We start from the raw sequence: 22,190 nt of genomic DNA, 5'->3' as shown, positions 1-22,190 counted from the left end.
GGCGTGGCTTACCGGGAGAACCTGGAGACAGCCGATAGACGTTCATCGCCCACAAGGACAGGGACAGGAACAGGATTTGATGAAGCGTTACGAACAACTGGTCGAACTGCTGGCAACCGACATCCGCAATGGCCGCCTCGCCCCGGGCACCCGCCTGCCGTCCATTCGCACGCTGACGGCCCGGCACGGCCTCAGTGCTTCCACCGCCTTCAAGGCCTATTACCGGCTGGAGGAAAAAGGCCTGGTGCGCGCCCGTCCACGCTCGGGCTACTACGTGACGGCCTTGGCCATGCAGCAGCTGGCGGCACCCGCGCGGGGCCGGGCCACCCGCCATGCCGGCAAGGCATTGGCCCGGGTTGCCCCCCGGCTGGACGTCAGCGAGTTGGTGTTTTCCGTGCTGGGTGCCGCGCAGGACCCGGACATCGTGCCGCTGGGCTCGGCGTTTGCCGCGTCCACGCTCTTTCCGCTGCAGCGCCTGGGCAAGTCGCTGGCCCGCACGGCGCGCCACATCCATGGGCAGGATGCGGTCGCCCACCTGCCGCAGGGCGACCCGATGCTGCGCGAGCAGATAGCGCTGCGCTACCTGGCGATGGGCATGCCGCAGGCCGCCGAGGAGGTGATCGTGACGAGCGGGGCGCTGGAAGGGCTCAACCTCTGCCTCACCGCCGTGGCGCGGCCGGGCGATCTGGTGGCGATCGAGTCGCCGGGGTTTTATGCGGGCCTGCAGGCGCTGGAGCGGCTCGGGATGAAGGCGCTGGAAATCCCGGTGCATCCGCAGGGCGGCCTGGACCTCGGCGCGCTGGCCGAAGCGCTCAAGCACCATCCGGTCAGGGCCTGCTGGTTCATGACGTCCTTCCAGAACCCCATGGGCGCCAGCCTGCCGGAGGAAAAAAAGCAGGCCCTGGTCGCGCTGCTGGCCAGCCATGACATTCCACTGATTGAAGACGACGTGTACGGCGAGCTTTACTTTGGCAACCGCTGCCCCCTGCCGGCCAAGGCCTTCGACCGCAAGGGCCTGGTGATGCATTGCCGCTCCTTCAGCAAAACGCTGGCGCCCGGTTACCGGGTGGGCTGGGTTTCGCCCGGGCGCTTTGGCCAGCAGGTGGAACGGCTCAAGCTCATGACCACCCTGTCGGCCAGCCTGCCCGCGCAACTGGCCATTGCCGACTACCTGCAGCATGGCGGCTATGACCAGCACCTGCGCCGCTTGCGCCATGCCATGGAGTCGCAGCTGTCCAGCCTGCTGGCCGCCGTGGCGCGCCACTTTCCCGAGGGGGTGCGTGTTTCGCGTCCGGCAGGGGGTTATTTTGTGTGGGTGGAATTTGCTGAAGGCTTTGATGCACTGGCCTTGCACGAGGCGGCGCTGGCGCACGGCATCAGCGTAGCGCCCGGGCCGATTTTTTCAGCGCGGCGTCAATTCCGGCACTGCTTGAGGTTGAACTATGGTCATCCGTGGGACGCGCGGTTTGAGGCGGCCATGCAGATGCTGGGCGCACTGGCGGGGCGGCAAAGTCCGTATGCGGCAGCGGCATGACCGCAGGCTGTCAATGGCCAGTAGCGGGAGGGATGCTGCCGGGCCCGTCCGCAAGCCAGTCCGCAATGCGCCCGCAGACCCAGTCGGCATCGTCATGCGGCAGGTCGTGGCCGGCCCAGGGATGGATGTGGTGGACCGCCTGCCAGGCGTTGGCCAACCGGGCCGAACAGCGCGGGTGGACCAGCCGGTCCGCAGCCGACGACAACACCAGCGTGGGGCAGGGCGGGGCCGAGGCTGCCGTGGCAAAGCGGGCGGCGGCCCAGAGCTGGCGCCACGCATTGGCCGCGCTCACCGGTGCACTGTTGCGAATGGCTGTCCAGGCTGCAACTTCCTCGTCGCGCCGGCTGGTGCGCTCGCAGGTGAGTTGATGGATGGCACGCTCCGAGTAGCCGGCATCGCGCCAGCGCGCGGCCAGCAGGGCCATCGGCAGCCAGCTGGCGGGACGCAGGCGCTCTGCGGCATGGCTGTAGGGTCGCATGCTGGTGTTGATCAGCACCAGCCGGGCCACCTCTGCGGGATAGCGCTGCGCCCAGTCAGTGGCCACCATGCCGCCCAGCGACATCGCCAGCAGCCTGTAGGGCGGCGAATGCCCTTGGGCGCGCAACTGCCGGCGCGCAAAGTCCACCATGCCGCGCACCGACAGGGGTGACGCTTCCAGGCAAAACTCGCCATTGCCGGGCAAATCCATCGCCACGACCCGCGCGCTGCCAAGCGGCGCAGCGTCAGCGGCTGGCGCAAGCCGGGCAAGCTGCTGCGGCAGCGGGCCCCAGTGCCGCGCCTCACGCGTCAGGCCCCTCAACAGCACCCAGGTCACAAGGCCCGCCTCGGCCGCCAATGGGCGATGGCCAGTTGCTGGAGTTGAACGCGGTGATCGGCCGGCGGCAGCCATCGCGGCGCGGCAAAAGCGGCCCGCGTAAGGAAATCCAGCAGGTCGGCATGACGGCGCAGCACGCGCTTGATGCGGTGCGCCTTGATCGGGTTGAAGATGCCATGCCGTGAAAACAGCTGGCGCGGATTCTTGCGTATCCACAGCCACGAACCCAGCTCCAGCGTCATGGGCAAAAACACATGGTCGGGCGGCGCGTGGTCATATGCGTAATCCCACAGGTCGCCATGCAGCAGGTACTGGTTGCTTTGCGGCTCAAAGCTGTAGGCGTGGTGCGGATGCGATTGCTCCAGCATGGTCTTGAGGGCAAACATCTCCGGCAGGTGAGACATCAGCCGCCGCGTCTTGGCATACGGAAACCAGAGGCTGTCGTCAAAGCCGTAGCCGGAGTGGCAGTCCAGCGCGAGGCTGAAGGGGCGGCTGGCCAGTTCGTCGTGCACCACCTGCAGCAGCGCTGCACTTTCCACTTCCATGGGCGCGCCCGGCCGGCCGCAGTACCAGGGCAACCGTGGGCTCAAGGTTTGCCCGCCCGCGAGAAAGGGCACTTGGCCCTCGGCTCTTTGCGGCGCATTGCGCATCAGGTCCACGCCACGCGGGTTGGCGCGCTTTTGCGCCCACATGCCGCCAGGATTGACGAGGGGCATGAACACCAGTCGGACTTTTTGCAGCTGCTGGTGCAGCAGTTCGTCCCACTCCAGCCTGAACAGCAGCGCGCGCATGTAGTGCAGGATGAGCTGCGTGCCGATGCGCTCCAGCCCATGAATGCCGCCGAAAAAACCGACGGCCGGCGCCAGCGGGTCGCGTGAACCTATGCTGGCGGTGTAGAGCGGAAAGGACGGCCCCGCCGTGTGCGTCTCGGCCACGACGGCCACCTCAAAGTGGGCGCTGCCCGCGAGCAAAATCGCCTTGAGCTCCTCCAGCTCCGCAAAGCTCGCGGCCGCGTCGCGCGCCGGCGTCAGGCTGTAGGGGCTGTGAAGGCTGCGGGGACTCTCCGCGGCGGCGGTCGGTGGCAGGATTTCCATCCGGACATGCTGGCACAGTTGTTTGACAGCACGCTACATGCCTGCCGGGTTTTTTGCATCAAATGCTGATTTACGGCGCCTCGTCACCCGCGGGCCTACCCTTGGGCCGCTGCGGGCCGCAGCCCTCAGTCCGCCGGCGCGATCACCACATCCGACAGCGGATACGCCACGCAGGGCAGGATGAAACCCTCCCGCTTTTCCTCGGCGCTCAGTCCCGGCCAGTCAATGCGGTACGTGACCTCGCCGCTGGTCAGCGCGCAAATGCAGCTGCGGCAAGTGCCGTTGCGGCAGGAACTGGCCATGTCGAGCCCCGCGATCTGGGCGGCCTGCAGCAAGGAGAGCGAAGCGGGCGCCTCAAAGCTGGGGCCTGCCGGGCCAATGCGTGCCGTGAACACAGCGCCGGCCGTCGCTGTGAGACCAGTCAAAGGGGGAGCAGGTGCTATCGGGTCGCTGGCAGGCATGGGTGGAAGCTATCGAGTACGGGGAGGAGATAGAAAGTGGGAAGTGGGAAGTCGGAGATGCGAGGTGGCCGGCTGGTGCAGAAAAGGCCAAAAGCGAACACAGAATTTACCCCAGAAGGCAATGGCCCTGTGGGGGAGGGGCATGATTTGGGCGACAATCCTGCTCCTCCCGAAGTTTTCCCGACCGATTCACAAGCGATTTTATTTTTCATGTCCAGCTACTCCGTTCGTCCTGCCACCGCCCGCGATGCCAAAGCCATTGCCGAAATTCACGTCGCCACCTGGCAAGTCGCCTACCAGGACCTGATGCCGGAGGAGTTTCTGCAAAAGGCCACGGTGGAAAAGCGCCTGGCCTACTGGCGCGAAGCGATTGAATACAGCGAGCCTCAATTGCTGGTGGCCACCGATGGCGACGAGGTCGTTGGTTTTGTGGGTTTCGACCGCTCACGCGATGCGGGCACCAAGTCCACCACTGGCGAGATCTGGGCGATGTACGTGGCACCGGCCCATTGGGGCAAGGGCGCCGGCCTGGCGCTGTGGGACGGCGCGCGCGAGGGCTTGAAGGAAGAAGGCTGCACGCAGGTTACCCTCTGGGTGTTGCTGCGCAACGAACGCGCGCTGCGCTTTTATGAGCAGGCGGCAGGCTTCAAGCGTGAAATGCCGTCGCTCAAGACGGTAGCCTTCGGCAGTGTCAAGCTCGAAGAAATACGCCTCAAGCGCACGGTGGACTGATCACCGGGCGGGATCGCGGCGCGGCCGCTGCCCCTCGCCGACCCTTAGAACCTGTTTACGATCTAAACGAGGCCGCGTTGGGGTGCAATCGGGATGAGTGGGCCGCCCGGGTCCGCCGCATGGGCTAATGCCCATACAAGGGCCCGGGTGGCTCAATCGCCCGATTTCACCCCAACCCGAAGGGCAAGCGCCTTCTCGGGCGGTCTGCGGCGTTGCGGCGCTTGCCCATAGCCCGAGCTATGGGCGGCGCACCGCGCCTTGCATCCCATCCCGAGAAGGTGCTTGCGCGGCCCCGTTTAGATCGTAAACAGGTTCTTATGACGGCACATTGATCACACGTTCATCGTCCGGAATCAGCGGTTGTCCCTCATCAGGGTTCACCGGCAATTCCAGGCCGTCGTCGTCTTCCGGTTCGTCTTCCGACGCCGGCCCTGTTTGGGGCCGGCCGGCATCCCCGGCTTTGCGGGCGCGTCTTGCGGTCATGGTCAATCTCCTTGAAGATGCCATGATCATGTTCCCATCAGCGCTGTTTGTCAGGTGAAATCAGCGTTGTGCTGTCAGTGCAGGCTGACAGCGCCGGGGTGCAGGCGCGCCTCGCCCCAGGCGTGAGGCCGGCGTTCCTAAAACCCCTCTCTTGCTCTCTTGCTCTCTTGTCTCTGTTGTCCTACATGCAGGCCCTCCCGCTCCGCACACCCGTTGGCGGAGGCGTTTTCTATGATGGGGTCTCAGCCTGTCGATCCCCCGATCCCCCCTTTTTTTGATTTGTTCTTTTGAAGGAAACCATCATGGAAAACGCCACAGCAGACCCTCCAAGTGACACCTCGGGCAACCCCATCCAGCGTGGGGTGGAGTCGGCGGGCGCGGCGCTGCACAGCACCATCGACAAGCTGGCAGACCCGGCGCGCAGCACTGTGGACCGCGTGTCCAGTGCAGCCCATCAGTCTGTCGACAAACTGGCTGGCAATGCAAGCTATGTCGCCGAGCGGTTTTCAGACCAGACACGCCGCGTGACCGAAGCGCCGGCGCACGCCCTGGAATATTCCAAATCCTGGGTTCAGGAGCGGCCTCTTGAAGCCGTGGCCGCCGCACTCGCGATCGGTTTCATCGTGGGCCGGCTGACGCGATAACGGCTGGCTGGCTACCCGGCTGGCTGCTATTCGCAGCAGCCGGGAAATCCTCAACCGCCTGCGGGCGGTTTTTTCATGCGGAGGTCGTTCGACCCCGCATCGGCCATCAGCCGTTAACCATCAGCCATCGGAATGGACCCGCGATGGTTTGAACGCCTGTGACCTTGTGCTTACGGTTGCCCCTGGGGTTTGCCCGGCCGAACAGGCGGCTCGGGCTTGTCCGCGTCAGGGCCGGCGCCAGCCGCAGGCGCGTTGCCTGCGGGCTGATTCACGGGAAAGGGCCACCGTCCTTTTTCCTGGGGAACGGCGGGCTGCGTGGCTTCTCTGGCGCGCTTCTCCAGGGCTTTTCGGCTATTGCTGTCGGGTGGACAGAGTTGGGACGGATCATTGAGTCTCGGCATCGGTATCTCCAAAGGATGGATTGAAAGTAACCGGTATGCCGAGTGTCCGATGTAGGTTTGGGTTGACGCCGGGTGTAGGAAGGGAAGGTCTGCGCCGGGTGTCCGGTCATCTCTGCGATCCGGGGCTTTCGCGGGCCCGGCCCGAGCCGGCCGCGGCCGGGGGCATGGGCTCAGGCGGGCAGCGTGCTCTTGCGCTGTATCAGGTCGTGCTTCGCAAACAGTTCGGCGATCCAGTCGACGAAGACACGCACCTTGTTGCTCAGGTGGCGGTTGGGCGGGTAGACCACATGCAGCGGGATCGATTCGGTGCACCAGCCATTGAACAGCGGCTCGAGTGCGCCCGTGCTGATGTAGTCCTGCACCTGAAAGGTCGCGGTGTGCAGCACACCCAGTCCGGCCAGCGCCGCGACCACGCCGGCACGTGAATCGTTGACCGACAGCAGATAGTTGCCGCCGACTTCGACGGTTTCGCCGTCCTTGTAGTACTCGAACGAAAAAAGCTTGCCGTTGCGTGGAGAGGCGTAACGGATCATGCGATGGCTGTCCTCGAGCTCGGCCGGATGCCGGGGTGTGCCATGGCGCTTGAGGTATGCGGGCGAAGCACATGAGATCAGATAGAACTCTCCGATGCGGCGCGCGACCAGCGACTGGTCGATCAGTTCGCCGCCGCGTACCACGCAGTCGACGTTCTCGGCAATGATGTCTACAGGCCGGTCGCTCACGCCCAGTTCGAGCTGGATATCGGGATAGCGCGCATAAAAATCGGGCAAGGCCGGAATGATGACAGCGATGCCCAGCGAGGCGGGAATATCCACCTTGAGCCGCCCGCGCGGGCTGGCCTTGGCGCGCGACATGCTCGCCTCGAGTTCTTCCATCTCGCTGAGCAGGCGGCCGGCGCGTTCGTAGTAGGCCGCGCCGTCGGCCGTCACCGTGACCTTGCGGGTGGTGCGGTTCAGCAGCTTGGTGTCCAGTTCCTTTTCCAGGGTCTGGATCAGGCGGGTTATCGTCGGCTTGGGCATGGCCATGGAATCGGCGGCCTTGGTGAAGGTGCCGGCTTCCACGACCCTGACGAAGGCCTGCATTGCTGAAAACTTGTCCATGAGAAGTCCTGTTCAGACGTAGGGGAAAGGGTTTACCCCGATGATGACGGGCTTGCGATGGGCCTGCTTTTGGCTGGTTTTCCATCGATTATTGTTTTAGTGAAATAAAGTATAAGCAAAACGGCTATTTATTAAGTAGCCTGCTGAGCATATCTTCTGTTGCATCGCAACAAACATGGGGCCGCTTGCCGGATCCAGAAGATGACCAGCCACCCGCCCGCCCGCTCCGGCACCGAAAAAGCTCCGCCCGCCTGGGTGGATAAGCAGATCCAGCTTGCGCTGAAAAAGCCGCTGGATGTGCGCTTTTACGGCCGCCACCGTGTCGGCGCTGTGTCGCCGCTGGTGGTGCACTTTCACGGCGGAGCCTTTGCCGGTGGCTCGCTGGACGGCGGCTCCTGTGTGGCCAGGCTGCTGGCGGACGCCGGCGCCGTTGTCATGTCGCTCGACTATCCTTTGGCGCCTGCCTATCCTTTTCCGGCCGCCGTTGAAACCGGGTATGCCGCGCTGTTGTGGGCCTGGAAGGCGCGCCAGAAACTGGCCGGGCAGGGCGCACCTCTTTTCATTGCTGGTGAAGAAGCCGGCGGCAACCTGGCGGCCGCGGTCTCGCTGATCGCGCGTGACCGGCAGGAGCCCGCGCTGGCCGGGCAGATCTTGCTGTCACCCATGCTGGACCCCTGCCTGGCGACGGCCTCCCTACGCGATGCCGAAGCCGGCCCGGTCGGGTGTGTCTGGGCCGACGGCTGGCACCACTACCTGCCCCGCCTGGAAGACGCCAGCCACCCTTACGCCGCGCCGGGTTCGGCCCTGCGCCTGGCAGGCTTGCCGCCGACGCTGCTGGTGACCGCCCAGGATGATCCGCTGCGCGACGAGACGCTGGAATATGCAAAGCGCCTGCGCGCCGCAGGGCTGGTAGCGCAGCACACCGTATTGCCGATGGTGACCGGCTGGCCCTGCAGCTACCTCAAGCCTGCCAGCCACGAGGCCGTCTGGGCGCCGGCGGTGCAGCAGCAGTTCACCGAATTTTTCGCCAGCACCACTGCGCTGCAGGCCGGGCACACCCATTCGTCTTCCGTTTCCTGAATCCGTTTTTCAATTGTTTTTTCTTGAGGGAGTTCATCACCATGCCATCGATTCAACTACCGGCCAACAAGCGCCGACTTCTGGCCGTTGCCCTGGCCGTGCTGGCCGTGGCCGGCATTTCTGCCGTCGTCTTCGGCGTTTCCAGCCCGCGTGCCCAGCCTGGAGCCGGGGCCGAGCCGCCCGCAACCCCGGTGTCGGTGGCTACCGTCGTGCAGAGCGATGTGGCCGCCTGGGACGAGTTCTCCGGCCGGCTGGAGGCCGTCGAACGGGTGGACATCCGTTCGCGCGTGGCCGGCACCATCCAGGCCGTGCATTTCCGCGAAGGTGCGCTGGTCAAAAAGGGCGACCTGCTGCTGACGATTGACCCGGCCCCTTATGCCGCTGATGTGGAACGCGCCGATGCGCAGGTCGCCGCCGCCCAGGCCCGGGTCACCCAGGCCAAGGGCGAGCAGGAACGCTCACAGCGCCTGTGGAGCGAGCAGGCCATCTCCAAGCGCGAATTCGACGAGCGCACCAACGGCAAGGGCGAAGCCGATGCCAACCTGCGCGCCGCGCAGGCGGCCCTGCAGACGGCGCAGCTGAGCCTGGGCTACACCCAGGTGCGCGCGCCGGTCTCCGGGCGGGTCGGCAAGCTCGAAGTCACCGTGGGCAACCTGGTGGCCGCGGGGCCCGGCGCCCCCGTGCTGACCACGCTGGTGTCGGTCAGCCCGATTTACGCGAGCTTTGATGCCGACGAGCAGGTCGTGGCCAAGGCACTGAAAGACGCGGGCGGCAATGGCGGCCCGACCAGCCGCAACCTTGAACGCATTCCTGTGCAGATGGGCACGGCCGCCAGCACCGACACGCCGTTTGAAGGCAAGCTGCAACTGGTTGACAACCAGGTCGATGCGAAGAGCGGCACCGTGCGCGCGCGCGCCGTGTTTGACAACAAGGATGGCCAGCTCATGCCCGGCCAGTTTGCGCGCATTCGCATGGGCCAGGCCACCAAAGGCACGGCCTTGCTGATCAACGAACGCGCCGTTGGCACAGACCAGAACAAGAAATTCGTGCTGGTGGTGGGCGCCGACAACAAGGCGGTGTACCGCGAGGTCACGCTGGGCGCTTCCATCAACGGCCTGCGCGTGGTCAAGGGCGGCCTGGTGGCCAACGAACGCATCGTCGTCAATGGCTTGCAGCGCATCCGCCCGGGCGCGCTGGTGGCGCCGCAACCGGTGGAGATGTCCGCCAAGACGGAGCTCAACGCCAAACCGGTGCAGGTAGCAGCCAAGTCCTGAGCGGCTGAAAACTGAAAAAAGAACATCGTATGAATCTCTCCAAATTTTTCATCGACCGGCCGATCTTTGCCGGCGTGCTGTCGCTGCTCATGCTCATCTCGGGCCTGATTGCGCTGCGCTCGCTGCCGATTGCCGAATACCCTGACGTGGTGCCGCCCACCGTGGTGGTGCGCGCCAACTACCCCGGCGCCAACCCCAAGGTGATCGCCGAGACCGTGGCCACGCCGCTGGAGGAAGCCATCAACGGCGTCGACGGCATGCTCTACATGAGCAGCCAGGCGACCACCGACGGCCTGATGACGCTGAACGTCACCTTCAAGCTCGGCACCGACCCCGACAAGGCCCAGCAGCTGGTGCAAAACCGTGTCTCGCAAGCCGAGCCGCGCCTGCCGGAAGAAGTGCGCCGCCTCGGCATTACCACCATCAAGAGCTCACCCGACCTCACGATGGTGGTGCACTTGCTGTCGCCCAACGACCGCTACGACATGACCTACCTGCGCAACTACGGGGTGCTCAATGTCAAGGACCGGCTGGCCCGCATCAACGGCGTGGGCCAGGTGCAGCTGTTCGGCTCGGGCGACTATTCGATGCGCGTCTGGCTGGACCCGCAAAAGGTGGCCGAGCGCGGCCTGTCTGCCGGCGATGTGGTGCGCGCCATCCGCGAGCAGAACATCCAGGCTGCGGCCGGCGTGGTGGGTGCGTCGCCCGGATTGCCCGGCGTGGACATGCAACTGTCCATCAATGCCCAGGGACGCCTGCAAAGTGAAGAAGAATTCGGCGACATCATCGTCAAAACCGAAAAGGCCGAAAAAGGCGGCGCGGTGACGCGCCTGCGCGACATCGCCCGCCTGGAGCTGGGCGCCTCCGACTATGCGCTGCGCTCACTGCTGGACAACAAGCAGGCCGTGGCCGTGCCGGTGTTCGCCGCGCCGGGCTCCAATGCCATCCAGATTTCCGACGACGTGCAGGCCGTGATGCGCGAGCTCAAGAAAAACATGCCCGAAGGCGTGGACTACGAGATCGTTTACGACACCACGCAGTTCGTCCGCTCCTCCATCACGGCCGTGGTGCACACCCTGCTCGAAGCGGTGGCACTGGTGGTGCTGGTCGTGATCATCTTTTTGCAGACCTGGCGCGCGTCCATCATTCCGCTGCTGGCCGTGCCCATCTCGGTCATCGGCACCTTTGCAGTGATGCATCTCTTCGGCTTTTCCATCAATGCGCTCAGCCTGTTCGGGCTGGTGCTGGCCATCGGCATCGTGGTGGACGACGCCATCGTGGTGGTGGAAAACGTGGAGCGCAATATCGAGGCGGGCCTGAGTCCGCGTGACGCCACCTACCGCGCCATGAGGGAAGTGTCCGGGCCCATCATCGCGATTGCCCTGGTGCTGATCGCCGTGTTCGTGCCGCTGGCCTTCATCACCGGCCTGTCGGGCCAGTTCTACAAGCAGTTCGCGCTGACGATTGCGATTTCCACCGTGATCTCGGCCATCAATTCGCTGACCCTGTCGCCTGCACTGGCCGCCTTGCTGCTCAAGAGTCATGATGCACCGAAAGACGCGCTGACCCGCGGCATGGACAAGGTGTTCGGCCGCTTCTTTGCCGCCTTCAACAAGGCCTTTGGCCGCGGCTCTGACAACTACAGCCGCGGTGTCAAGGGTGCGATCTCGCGCAAGGCCGTGATGCTGGGCGTGTACCTGGTGCTGGTACTGGCCACGGCGGGCCTGTTCAAGGCCATTCCCAGCGGCTTTGTGCCCGGGCAGGACAAGCAGTACCTGATCGGCTTTGCCCAGCTGCCCGACGGCGCCACGCTGGACCGCACCGAGGACGTGATCCGCAAGATCAGCGACATCGCCATGAAACAACCCGGCGTGGAACACGCGATTGCTTTCCCCGGCCTGTCGATCAACGGCTTCACCAACAGCTCCAACTCGGGCATCGTGTTTCTCTCGCTCAAGCCGTTCGATGAGCGCAAGAGTGCGGACCTGAGTGCAGGCGCCATCGCCGGCCAGCTCAACGGCAAATTCGGAGGCATCCAGGAAGCCTTTATCGCGATGTTCCCGCCGCCCCCGGTGCAGGGCCTGGGCACCACCGGCGGCTTCAAGCTGCAGCTGGAAGACCGCGGCTCGCTCGGCTATGCCGCGCTGGACGCCGCCACCAAGGCTTTCATGGCCAAGGCTTATCAGACGCCTGAACTGGCGGGGCTGTTCTCCAGCTTCCAGGTCAACGTGCCGCAGCTCTATGCCGACATCGACCGCACCAAGGCGCGCCAATTGGGTGTGCCGATCACCGATGTGTTCGACACCATGCAGATCTACCTGGGCAGCCTGTACGCCAACGACTTCAACAAGTTTGGCCGTACCTACTCGGTGCGGGTGCAGGCCGACGCACCTTACCGCGCCCGCGCCGAAGACATCGGCCAGCTCAAGGTGCGCTCGACCACCGGCGAGATGGTGCCGCTGTCGGCGCTGATGAAAGTCACGCCGAGCTTCGGGCCGGAACGCGCCATGCGCTACAACGGCTTCCTGTCGGCCGACATCAACGGCGGCGCCGCGCCCGGCTACTCGTCGGGCCAGGCGCAGGACGCGGTTGCGCGCATCGCGGCCGAGACGCTGCCGCCCGGCATCAGCTACGAGTGGACGGACCTGACCTTCCAGGAAATCATTGCCGGCAACTCGGCCATGTGGGTCTTCCCGCTGGCGCTGCTGCTGGTGTTCCTGGTGCTGGCCGCGCAGTATGAGAGCCTGACCCTGCCGATCGCCATCGTGCTGATCGTGCCCATGGGCCTGCTGGCTGCCATGCTGGGGGTGAAGCTGACCGGCGGCGACAACAACATCTTCACGCAGATCGGCTTGATTGTGCTGGTGGGGCTGTCGGCCAAGAACGCTATTTTGATCGTGGAGTTTGCGCGCGAGCTGGAGTTTGCCGGGCGCACGCCGCTGCAGGCTGCGATTGAAGCGAGCCGCTTGCGCCTGCGCCCCATTCTGATGACCTCGCTGGCCTTCATCATGGGCGTGCTGCCCCTGGTGCTGTCGACGGGCGCCGGTGCGGAAATGCGCCATGCCATGGGCGTGGCCGTGTTCTCGGGAATGATTGGTGTCACGGCTTTTGGCCTGTTCCTGACGCCGGTGTTTTACGTGACCCTGCGCCGCCTCACGGGTAATCGTCCGCTCAAGCTGCACGGCGAAGTGCCGCATCTCGAGGCCTTCGCGGGCAGCGGGGGTGCCGGCGCGCATGCCCAGCCGGCGGCGCCCCTCAGGCATCACGAATAACAAGAAAACAAGAAAGTTAAAGGAGTTCGTCATGAACCGCATTCATTCAACGCTGCGCATGTCGCTGGCGCCCCTGGTGGCAGCGCTGGTGCTGGCCGGCTGCGCTACCAGCGCCTCGATAGACGCGTCCAGCCTGCCGAAGGCGCCGCAAGCCTTCAAGGAAAACGCCAGCCAGGTCGCCTCCGCAAATGCCACTTCTGCCCAGGTGCAATCCCAGGGCACCTGGTGGAAGGTGTTTGCCGACCCCGTGCTGGACCAACTGGTGGAGCAGGCCGGCCGCAACAACAACAGCGTGCAGGTCGCGGCAGGGCGCCTGGCCCAGGCGAGGGCGATTGCCCGCAACACCGACGCCGACCGCCTGCCCCAGGTCGGCCTGGGCGCCGGCGCCACGCGCCAGAGCAACGCCACCACCGGCAATGTGCCGCAAACCGTGGTGAGCGCCAATGCCAACTTCTCTTACGAAGTGGACCTGTTCGGCAAGCTCTCGCTGAATTCCGACGCGGCCTCGCTGGACGCCCAGTCCCGCGAAGCGCTGCTGCGCAGCACCAAACTGCTGGTGCAGGCCGATGTGGCCCAGACCTACCTGAACCTGCGCGCGCTCGACACCGAACGCTCGCTGGTGCGTGACACGCTGCAGGCCTATCGCAACACCCTGCGCCTGACCGAAGTGCGCTTCAAGGAGGGCGACGTGGCCGAGCTCGACGTGGCCCGCGTGCGCGCGGAAGTCGCTTCCACGGAGTCGGAGGCGCTGGCCCTGGACCGGCGCCGCGCCGAACTGGAGCATGCGCTGGCCGTGCTGGTGGGCGAGGTCGCCTCCAGCTTCCAGGTGGCGCCCGCCGAATGGACCACGGCGCTGCCGGTGATTCCGGCCGGCGTGCCCAGCACCGTGCTGGTCCGCCGCCCCGATGTGTCGGCGGCGCAAAGCACCATGCAGGCCGCACAGGCCCGCGCCGGTGTGGCCAAGGCCGCCTGGTTCCCCACGTTCTCGCTGACCGCCACGGGCGGTTATGCGGCACCGGAGATCAGCGACCTGTTCAAGCTCTCCACCCGCGCCTGGGGCGTGGGCGCGTTGTTGTCGCTGCCGATCTTTGACGGCGGCCGCCGTGAAGCCGGCGTGCAGAACGCCAATGCCGAACTCGACATCGCATTGGCCAACTACCGCGAACAGATCCTGGTGGCCTTCAAGGACGTGGAAGACCAGCTGGCGGCGCTACGCCTGCTGGCCGACCAGTCCGAAGCGCAGTCGCGCTCGGTGGCCTCGGCCACCCGCGCCACGGTGCTGTCGGACTCGCGCTACCGCAACGGCTTTGTCAGCCAGCTCGAGTTGCTGGACGCCCAGCGCAGCGAGTTGCGCAACCGCCGGCAGGCGTTGCAGGTGAAGGCATCGCAGTACCTGGCCACGGTCGGCCTGATCCGGGCGTTGGGTGGCGGCTGGAGCACCTGAACACCCCTATCGGCGTTCACTGCGTGTAACGCCTTTTCCCCTTGCAGTTAAATAAGCGCACCCCTATTGGCACTCACTGCGTGTAGTGCCCTTTCCCCTTGCAGGGGACAGGCGCCTGCGGCCTGGCGAAGCCAGTTCCGCGGCCCCTGCTGGAAGCCCATGGGCGCTCTCGGCCTTCTGGGTGCGTACACAAAACGGCTTTTTCGGGCCGTTTTTTTCGTTTCGGCGGCGTTTTGGGCTCTGCGGCGGCCTGAAATGGCCCCAGGCAGGCTGGAAGTGGGCGCCATCTGTTAAAACAGTTGGCTGTTTTTTGCTTTCACCCTCTTTACCTGTCTGCCCCTGATGTCTGTTTCACCTGCCGTTCCTTCCACCTCTGCCACTGCCCATCCCCTCATTCACTGGACCGAGGGCAAGGAAAACCAGGCCCATTCGGCGCGCTGGCGTTCCGAGCGCGGGGCCGCGCCGCCCAAGCGCGTGGTGGTTGCAGATGACAGCATGGCGGCCGACACAGCCTACCGGCTGGCTTGTGAGGGTACCGGCCTGCTCTGGCGGGGTGACTTCCAGAACGCGCGGCTGCTGCTGCAGGCGCTGGCGCGCCGTGTCGACAAACCGGCCAAACCCAAGCGCGAGAAGCGCGTCAAGGACCAGAAGGCTGGAGAGCCCAGCATCCAGGTTGAAGCGCCTGCACCGGTGTTCCCGGAAGCCTTTCACCTGCACCGCCAGGCACAGGCGCAGCGCGCCCGCGTGCTGGGCATGGTGCTGATCCCGTTTGACGCGGACTACAGCATTCCCCTGCGCCGCGCGCCCGATGCAAAGAAAGCCTGCGCCGAAGCCTGGGGGCCGGCCAAGGAGGGCACGGGTTCTTCTGTAGCATCGCTGCGTGAGTTGATGGGCTTCATCAGCGCGCACGAGTGGCGCCGCAAGGGCGTGCCCATCCCCGCCCTCGGTGAAGACGGGCCGCACAACCGCATCCATCCGCATTACGGCGTGTTCTCGCCGGTGCGCGGCGAATACATTGACCTGGTGGCTCAGGCGCCCGTGCGCGAGGGCACCGAGGACCTGCTGGCTTTTGACATCGGCACCGGCACCGGCGTGCTGGCCGCCGTGCTAGCCCTGCGCAGCGGCATTCAGCGCGTGGTGGCCACAGACCAGGACCCGCGCGCGCTGGCCTGTGCGCGCGACAACCTCAAACGGCTCGGGTTTCCGCAAGTCGAAGTGCGCGAGGCCAACCTGTTCCCCGAAGGCCGGGCCCACATCATCGTCTGCAACCCGCCGTGGCTGCCGGCGCGTCCCGGCTCGCCGGTCGAGCACGCGGTGTATGACGAAGACAGCCGCATGCTGCTGGGTTTCCTGGGCGGTCTGGCAGCGCACCTGGAGCCGAAGGGCGAAGGCTGGCTGATTCTGTCGGACATTGCCGAACACCTGGGCCTGCGCACGCGCGCGTGGCTGCTGGCTGCGATTGACGCTGCGGGACTCAAGGTGCTTGACCGGCTCGACGCGCAACCGCATCACCCCAAAGCCTCGGACCCGACCGACGCGCTGCATGCAGCGCGCGCGGCGGAAGTCACGTCGCTGTGGCGGCTGGCGGCCAAATAAAAGTTTGAGAAGTTTGAGAAGTTTGAGAAGTTTGAGAAGTTTGAGAAGTTTGACGAGATGAAAGCTGAGCCGCACGCCACAGTCTTGCTGGCCCCGATGGAGGGCCTGCTGGACTTTGTCCTGCGCGACATCCTGACGCGGGTCGGCGGCATAGACCGCTGCGTGTCCGAGTTCATCCGCATCACTGACCAGCTCTTGCCCGAGCGCGTGTTCACCCGCATCGTGCCCGAGCTGCACAACGGTGGCCGCACGCTGGCCGGTGTGCCGGTGCGCGCGCAGCTGCTAGGCTCTGACCCGGGCTGCATGGCCGAGAACGCGGCGCGGCTGGCCACGCTCGGGCCCGCGGGCATTGACCTCAACTTTGGCTGCCCGGCCGCTGTCGTCAACCGCCACGGCGGCGGTGCATCCCTGCTCAGGGAGCCTGAAACCCTGACAGCCGTCGTTGGCGCGGTACGCCGCGCCGTGCCGGCTGACATGCCGGTCTCGGCCAAGATGCGGCTGGGCTATAGCGACGACTCCCGCGCCGTCGAATGTGCGCTGGCGATCGAAGAGGGCGGCGCCGGCGAGCTGGTGGTGCACGCCCGTACCAAGGCGCAGGCTTACAAACCACCGGCTTACTGGGAACGCATCGCCGACATCCGTGCCGCGGTGCGGATTCCCGTCGTGGCCAACGGCGAAATCTGGACGGTGGAGGACGCGCGCCGCTGCCGCGAAGCCTCGGGCTGCAGCATGCTGATGATTGGCCGCGGCGCGGTGGCAGACCCCGGCCTGGGCCTGGCCATCAAGGCGGCGATGTGTCACCCGGTCGCTGGCGGGCAGGAGCCGGGCATCACGTGGGCGGAGCTTGTACCGCTGCTGGCGGATTTCTGGCACGTGGTCTGCAGCCGCCTGGATGCGCGCGCCCGGCCCGGCCGGCTCAAGCAGTGGCTGAATTTTTTGCGCCGCCGTTTTCCTGAAGCCGAAGCCGCCTACCAGTTGCTCAAGACCATCACCGACCCGGCCTTGATTGACGAGTGGCTGGCGGCCCTGCTGCAGGCCCGGCGCGGCGTTGACCTCCAGGTTGCGGGTGCGTTTCAGCCCGCCCTGCGAATGGAGCAGGCTGCGCTGTTGGGCTGATGCCCTGATGACATCGGGTCATCATCGGTTCACTATCGGGTCAGGATCGCGCAGGCTTTGTACCTGAAGGCTATGCCTGAGCCGCGTTCTATTCAGCCAGCTCAACCCAGGCCGGTGCATGGTCGCTGGCGCGTTCTTCCCCGCGCACCCATCGGTCTACCCCGCCGCCCTTGAGGCGTGGCGCCAGTTCGGCGTTGAGCAGGATGTGGTCGATGCGCAGCCCCGAGTTCTTCTGCCAGTGCTGGCGAAAATAATCCCAGAAGGTGTAGATGCGTTCGTCGGGGTACAGGTGGCGCAGGCTGTCGACCCAGCCTTGCGACAGCAGCCTGGCATAGGCCTCGCGGCTTTCGGGCTGCAGCAGCGCGTCCTTCAGCCACGACTTCGGGCTGTAGATGTCGAAGTCAGTGGGCACCACATTGAAGTCACCGGCCAGCGCCACCGGATGGCCGGAGCGGTAAAGCCCCAGCGCGTGCTGGTTCAGGCGTTCGAACCATGCGAGCTTGTAGTCAAACTTGGGGCCGGGTTGCGGATTGCCGTTGGGCAGGTACAGGCAGGCCACGACGATGCCGTTCACTGCGGCTTCCAGGTAGCGGCTGTGGTCGTCGGCGGGGTCGCCGGGCAGCTCTCGCCGGATCGCCAGCGGGTTGGCGCCTTTGGCCAGAATCGCCACGCCGTTCCAGGAGCGCTGGCCCTTCCACAGGGCGCCATACCCCGCCTCACGCAATTCAGCCTGGGGAAAAACGCTGTCCAGCGCCTTGAGTTCCTGCAGGCAGACCAGGTCGGGAGACTCTTTCTCCAGCCAGGCCAGCAGGTTCGGCAGCCGGGTCTTGATGCCGTTGACGTTGAAGGTGGCCAGCTTCATGGGACGCTGCGTGGCGCGGCTCAGTCTTGCTTGCGGCGATAGGCTTCCGCGCCGCCGCTGCCCCCGCCATCGGCAAAGTCATGCTGGACCAGCTTGCTGCCGCCGGGCTGCACGGGCGACTCGATCAGCGTACTGGCGCTGTTGTCGTCGCCCGCTTCGTGGTCGGGAGGGTGCGGATGCGGGCTGGTGAGTGTGTCGCCGGTCTTCGCGCGTGTCAGGCTGGTGTTGCTGTGTGACATGTCAATGCTCCAGGAAATTCATCCTGCGAAGGATGTCTTTTGAAGCTACCAGTATTGCGGCGCGCAGTGTGTCGGACAAGGCCGCAAGCCTCTTGCCCACGCGGTTATTCGCCTTGTAGTGCAGGCTGTCTTCACAGCGCCCATGGCGATGCCTGAGTCACCACCTGGCGGCAGTGCTCAGGCCCTGGACCTCAGGGCTGGAGCATCAGGCCTGCGTATAAGCCGTTTTGACCGTGGTGTAAAACTCCGCCGCATAACGGCCCTGCTCGCGCGGGCCGTAGCTCGACCCTTTGCGGCCACCGAAGGGCACGTGGTAGTCCACCCCCGCCGTCGGCAGGTTGACCATCACCATGCCGGCCTGCGAGTGGCGCTTGAAGTGGGTGGCATATTTGAGCGAAGTGGTGGCAATGCCGGCGGCCAGGCCGAAGGGCGTGTCGTTGGCCAGGTGCAAGGCCTCGTCGTAGTTTTTGGCGCGCAGCACGCTGACCACCGGGCCAAACACCTCTTCGCCGTTGATGCGCATACCGGCCGTGGTGTCGGTGAACAGCGCGGGCCGCATGTAGAAACCGGGCTGGCCGTCGGCGTTGTGCTCGAGGGCTTCGCCGCCATAGGCCAGCGTGGCGCCTTCGCCGCGGGTGATCTCGACGTACTTCAGGTTTTGCGCGAGCTGGCTGGCGTCAACCACGGGGCCGAGGTCGGTGCCGGCCTTGCGGGCGTCGTCGACCTTGAGGCTGCGCAGTTTTTCCACAACGGCAGCCACAAAGCGGTCGTGGATGCCTTCGGTCACGATGACGCGTGAGGACGCCGTGCAGCGCTGGCCGGTCGAGAAGAAACCGCTTTGCACGGCGCAGTTGACGGCCACGCCGAGGTCGGCGTCGTCGAGCACGACCATGGGGTTTTTGCCGCCCATCTCGAGCTGGAACTTGGCCATACGCCCGACGCAGGCCGCGGCAACGCGCTTGCCGGTGCCGACGGAGCCGGTGAAGGTGATGGCGGCGATGCGGGCATCGTCGAGCAGGGTGGCACCGACTTGCGAGCCCGGGCCCATCACCAGGTTGAACACGCCTTTGGGCAGGCCGCTGCGCGACAGGATGTCGGCCAGCGCCCAGGCCGAGCCGGGCACCAGTTCGGCGGGTTTGAAGACGACGCAGTTGCCGTAGGCCAGGGCTGGCGCAATCTTCCAGGCCGGAATGGCGATGGGAAAATTCCACGGCGTGATGATGCCGACCACGCCCACCGGCTCACGCGTGATCTCGACACCGACACCGGGGCGCACGGAAGGCATGACTTCACCGCCGGGGCGCAGGGCCTCGCCGGCAAAGAACTTGAAGATGTTGCCGGCGCGGGCGACTTCGCCAATGGCTTCCGGCAGGGTCTTGCCTTCCTCACGGGCCAGCAGGTCGCCGAGTTCGGCGCGGCGCGCCAGGATCTCGCTGCCCACCGCGTCGAGGATGTCGAAGCGTTGCTGCGGCGTGCTGAGCGACCAGGCCGGAAAGGCTGCCTGTGCGGCAGCAATGGCGTCTTTCGTCTGGGCGGCGTCGGCCTTGGCGTATTCGCCGATCAGGTCTCGCGTGTCCGACGGGTTGATGTTGCGCGTGACGCCCGGGGCTTCGACCCAGTCGCCGTTGATGAGGTTTTTAAACATCGGTTGTCGTCTTTCGGGATTTTTCAGCGGCCAATTTTCAGCGGTCGAACGCAGGGCGCTTGGGGTTGAACTTCCAGCCTGGAATCAGGCTTTGCATGGCGACGGCGTCGTCGCGCGCGCCCAGGCCGTGCTGCTTGTAGAGCTGGTGCGCCTTTTCCACCTCGGCCATGTCGAGCTCGACACCGAGGCCGGGCTTCTTCGGCACCTGCACCAGGCCCCCCACGATCTGCAGCGGCTCCTTGGTGAGGCGCTGGCCGTCCTGCCAGATCCAGTGCGTGTCGATGGCCGTCACGCGGCCCGGCGCGGCTGCGCCGACATGGGTGAACATGGCGAGCGACACGTCGAAGTGGTTGTTGGAGTGTGAGCCCCAGGTCAGGCCCCAGTCGCGGCAGGTCTGTGCCACGCGCACCGAACCGGCCATGGTCCAAAAATGCGGGTCGGCCAGCGGAATGTCTACCGATTGCAGCGACAGGGCGTGTTGCAGTTGCCGCCAGTCGGTGGCGATCATGTTGGTGGCGGTGGGCAGGCCGGTGGCGCGGCGAAACTCGGCCATGACTTCGCGGCCCGAGAAACCTTCTTCAGCGCCGCACGGGTCTTCGGCGTAGGCCACCACATTTTTCATGTCGCGCATCAGGCGGATGGCATCCTTGAGCAGCCAGCCGCCGTTCGGGTCCAGCGTCACCCGCGCGTTCGGAAAGCGCTCATGCAGCGCCGTCACGGCCTCGATTTCTTCCTCGCCGCGCAGCACGCCGCCCTTGAGCTTGAAGTCGTTGAAGCCGTAGCGCTCCTGCGCGGCTTCGGCCTGCCGCACGATGGTCTCGGGGGTCAGTGCTTCTTCGTGGCGTATCCGCGACCAGGCGTTGTCGGCATTTGGTTCGCTGTTGTAGGGCAGGTCCGTCTTGCTGCGGTCGCCCACAAAGAACAGGTAGCCCAGCATCTCGACCGCCTCGCGCTGCTGGCCTTCGCCCAGCAATGCGGCGACCGGCACATCCAGGTGCTGGCCCAGCAAATCCAGTAGTGCCGACTCAACGGCCGTCACCGCGTGGATGGTGGTGCGCAAGTCGAAGGTTTGCAGCCCGCGCCCGCCGCTGTCGCGGTCGGCGAACTGTTGCTGCATCTGCTGCAACACGCGCTGGTGGGCGCCTATCGGCTGGCCCACCACCAGCGGGCGCGCGTCTTCGAGGGTCTGGCGTATCTTCTCGCCGCCAGGCACCTCGCCCACGCCGGTGCGCCCGGAATTGTCGGTGAGGATCAGCAGGTTGCGTGTGAAGAAGGGGCCGTGCGCGCCGCTCAGGTTGAGCAGCATGCTGTCGCGGCCGGCGACCGGGATCACGCGCAGCTCGGTGATCAGGGGTGTGGAGGTGTTGGGCATGTTGGACATGGAAGGGGTCTCAATCGCTTTGAATCTTGAATCGTTGAATCAGCCTCAATCGGCGGTAATTTTTCCAGTGTCTATGACTTTCTTCCAGCGCGCAAACTCCTGCTGCTGGAAGGCGGCGAACTGGGCCGGCGTGTTGCCGACGATTTCAAAGCCGACGGACACGAATTGCTGCTTGACCTGCGGGTCGTTGAGCGCGGCAATGACGGCGGCATGTGCCTTGTTGCGCACGTCGGCGGGCAGGCCCTTGGGCGCCACGACGGCTTGCCAGGAGTACACCTCCAGGCCTTTCACGCCGGCCTCGCCGAACGTGGGTACGTCGGGCAGGATCGCGGAGCGCTTTTGCGAGGTGATGGCCAGGGCTTTCAGCTTGCCCGATTTGATGTGCTGCACCACGGCATTGATGTTCTGGAACGACGCGTCGACCTGTCCGCCGAGCAGGTCGGTGATGGCCGGTGCGCCGCCCTTGTAGGGAATGTGGGCGCCGCTGGTGGCGGTGAGCTGCCAGAACAGCTCGGCCGTGAGGTGGTCGCTCGACCCGTTGCCGGAGGAGGCGAAGGACATCTTGCCGGGATTCATCTTGTTGTAGGCCACCAGCGCACCGACGGTCTTGTAGGGTGAGTTGGCCGGCACCACCAGCACGTTGGGCGCCTGGACGGCGACGGTGATGGGGTCGAAGTCTTTCAGCGCGTCGTATTGCATGCCCTTGATCAGGTGCGGTGCAATGGCCAGCGGGCCGAGCGAGGTCACGAGGAAGGTGTAGCCGTCAGGCGCAGCGCGCTTGACCAGCGTGGCGCCAATGGTGCCGGTCGCGCCGGCCTTGTTGTCGATGACAAAAGGCTGGCCCAGGCTTTGGGTGAGCTTGGGGCCGATGGCGCGCGCGACCGTGTCGGTCGAGCCGCCGGCCGGGAAGGGCACCACCAGCGAAACGCTCTTGGTGGGCCAGGTTTGGGCCTGTGCACCGGCTGCGATGGCCGCTGCGGCCAGACCTATCACGAGGGTAGATAACAGTTTTTTCATG

Annotated in this window: 19 protein-coding genes; 9 read left to right on the top strand and 10 right to left on the bottom strand. The window is 65.5% G+C overall.

What is annotated here, in order from left to right; all coding sequences use genetic code 11:
* The first annotated feature begins 79 nt into the window (after positions 1-79).
* Complete coding sequence (locus tag AC1DUB_RS00500; RefSeq protein WP_477727834.1) at positions 80-1,534, top strand: aminotransferase-like domain-containing protein; 1,455 nt, start codon at positions 80-82, stop codon at positions 1,532-1,534.
* 10 nt (positions 1,535-1,544) lie between these two features.
* Here AC1DUB_RS00500 and AC1DUB_RS00495 read toward each other — a convergent pair whose 3' ends face one another.
* The 3 genes from AC1DUB_RS00495 to AC1DUB_RS00485 form a co-directional block, all read right to left on the bottom strand.
* Complete coding sequence (locus tag AC1DUB_RS00495; protein WP_477727833.1) at positions 1,545-2,348, bottom strand: alpha/beta fold hydrolase; 804 nt, start codon at positions 2,346-2,348, stop codon at positions 1,545-1,547.
* Positions 2,345-3,442 (bottom strand): M14 family zinc carboxypeptidase, encoded by a 1,098-nt coding sequence (locus AC1DUB_RS00490; protein ID WP_477727832.1) that lies wholly within the window; start codon positions 3,440-3,442, stop codon positions 2,345-2,347. The genes AC1DUB_RS00495 and AC1DUB_RS00490 overlap by 4 nt, the downstream gene beginning before the upstream one ends.
* Positions 3,443-3,567: 125 nt before the next feature.
* A complete protein-coding gene (locus AC1DUB_RS00485) occupies positions 3,568-3,903 on the bottom strand; it encodes a 2Fe-2S iron-sulfur cluster-binding protein (protein ID WP_477727831.1) in 336 nt (111 codons plus the stop codon).
* 210 nt (positions 3,904-4,113) lie between these two features.
* On the opposite strand from AC1DUB_RS00485, the gene AC1DUB_RS00480 reads away from it, so the two are divergent.
* Positions 4,114-4,635, top strand: coding sequence for an N-acetyltransferase family protein (locus AC1DUB_RS00480; RefSeq protein WP_477719632.1), 522 nt, complete (start codon positions 4,114-4,116; stop codon positions 4,633-4,635).
* A gap of 315 nt (positions 4,636-4,950) precedes the next feature.
* Here the strand turns inward: AC1DUB_RS00480 and AC1DUB_RS00475 are convergent, their stop codons facing one another.
* Positions 4,951-5,118, bottom strand: a complete 168-nt coding sequence (locus AC1DUB_RS00475) for a hypothetical protein (RefSeq protein ID WP_477719631.1) — start codon at positions 5,116-5,118, stop codon at positions 4,951-4,953.
* Between the two features lie 302 nt (positions 5,119-5,420).
* Here AC1DUB_RS00475 and AC1DUB_RS00470 point away from each other — a divergent pair, with 302 nt between their 5' ends.
* Positions 5,421-5,762, top strand: coding sequence for an ElaB/YgaM/YqjD family protein (locus tag AC1DUB_RS00470; RefSeq protein WP_477727830.1), 342 nt, complete (start codon positions 5,421-5,423; stop codon positions 5,760-5,762).
* 571 nt (positions 5,763-6,333) lie between these two features.
* Here AC1DUB_RS00470 and AC1DUB_RS00465 read toward each other — a convergent pair.
* Entirely contained in the window at positions 6,334-7,263 is a 930-nt protein-coding gene (locus AC1DUB_RS00465) for a LysR family transcriptional regulator (protein ID WP_477719629.1), read from the bottom strand.
* Between the two features lie 201 nt (positions 7,264-7,464).
* On the opposite strand from AC1DUB_RS00465, the gene AC1DUB_RS00460 reads away from it, so the two are divergent.
* From AC1DUB_RS00460 to AC1DUB_RS00435, 6 genes are all read left to right on the top strand, one after another.
* Positions 7,465-8,343 carry an alpha/beta hydrolase gene (locus AC1DUB_RS00460; protein WP_477727829.1) on the top strand — a complete coding sequence of 293 codons (879 nt, stop codon included), beginning with the start codon at positions 7,465-7,467 and terminating at the stop codon, positions 8,341-8,343.
* 41 nt (positions 8,344-8,384) lie between these two features.
* Complete coding sequence (locus tag AC1DUB_RS00455; protein ID WP_477727828.1) at positions 8,385-9,617, top strand: efflux RND transporter periplasmic adaptor subunit; 1,233 nt, start codon at positions 8,385-8,387, stop codon at positions 9,615-9,617.
* Between the two features lie 29 nt (positions 9,618-9,646).
* Positions 9,647-12,889 carry an efflux RND transporter permease subunit gene (locus AC1DUB_RS00450; protein WP_477727827.1) on the top strand — a complete coding sequence of 1,081 codons (3,243 nt, stop codon included), beginning with the start codon at positions 9,647-9,649 and terminating at the stop codon, positions 12,887-12,889.
* 31 nt (positions 12,890-12,920) lie between these two features.
* Complete coding sequence (locus tag AC1DUB_RS00445; protein WP_477727826.1) at positions 12,921-14,333, top strand: efflux transporter outer membrane subunit; 1,413 nt, start codon at positions 12,921-12,923, stop codon at positions 14,331-14,333.
* Between the two features lie 342 nt (positions 14,334-14,675).
* On the top strand, positions 14,676-15,929 hold the full coding sequence (locus AC1DUB_RS00440) for a methyltransferase (protein ID WP_477727825.1): 1,254 nt from the start codon (positions 14,676-14,678) through the stop codon (positions 15,927-15,929).
* 57 nt (positions 15,930-15,986) lie between these two features.
* Entirely contained in the window at positions 15,987-17,045 is a 1,059-nt protein-coding gene (locus AC1DUB_RS00435; RefSeq protein ID WP_477727824.1) for a tRNA dihydrouridine synthase, read from the top strand.
* Positions 17,046-17,133: 88 nt separating this feature from the next.
* Here AC1DUB_RS00435 and xth read toward each other — a convergent pair whose 3' ends face one another.
* From xth to AC1DUB_RS00410, 5 genes are all read right to left on the bottom strand, one after another.
* On the bottom strand, positions 17,134-17,907 hold the full coding sequence (gene xth, locus AC1DUB_RS00430) for an exodeoxyribonuclease III (RefSeq protein WP_477727823.1): 774 nt from the start codon (positions 17,905-17,907) through the stop codon (positions 17,134-17,136).
* Positions 17,908-17,927: 20 nt separating this feature from the next.
* Positions 17,928-18,146, bottom strand: coding sequence for a hypothetical protein (locus AC1DUB_RS00425; protein WP_477727822.1), 219 nt, complete (start codon positions 18,144-18,146; stop codon positions 17,928-17,930).
* 205 nt (positions 18,147-18,351) lie between these two features.
* Complete coding sequence (locus tag AC1DUB_RS00420; RefSeq protein ID WP_477727821.1) at positions 18,352-19,791, bottom strand: aldehyde dehydrogenase family protein; 1,440 nt, start codon at positions 19,789-19,791, stop codon at positions 18,352-18,354.
* Positions 19,792-19,828: 37 nt separating this feature from the next.
* A complete protein-coding gene (gudD, locus tag AC1DUB_RS00415) occupies positions 19,829-21,163 on the bottom strand; it encodes a glucarate dehydratase (protein ID WP_477719686.1) in 1,335 nt (444 codons plus the stop codon).
* A gap of 54 nt (positions 21,164-21,217) precedes the next feature.
* Positions 21,218-22,189 carry a Bug family tripartite tricarboxylate transporter substrate binding protein gene (locus tag AC1DUB_RS00410; RefSeq protein WP_477727820.1) on the bottom strand — a complete coding sequence of 324 codons (972 nt, stop codon included), beginning with the start codon at positions 22,187-22,189 and terminating at the stop codon, positions 21,218-21,220.
* Between the last annotated feature and the right edge of the window lies 1 nt (position 22,190).

It is taken from the genome of Polaromonas sp. P4_F9, assembly GCF_056401235.1.
The sequence above is the reverse complement of the archived record's forward strand: the minus strand, read 5'-3'. Positions and strand labels throughout refer to the sequence as shown.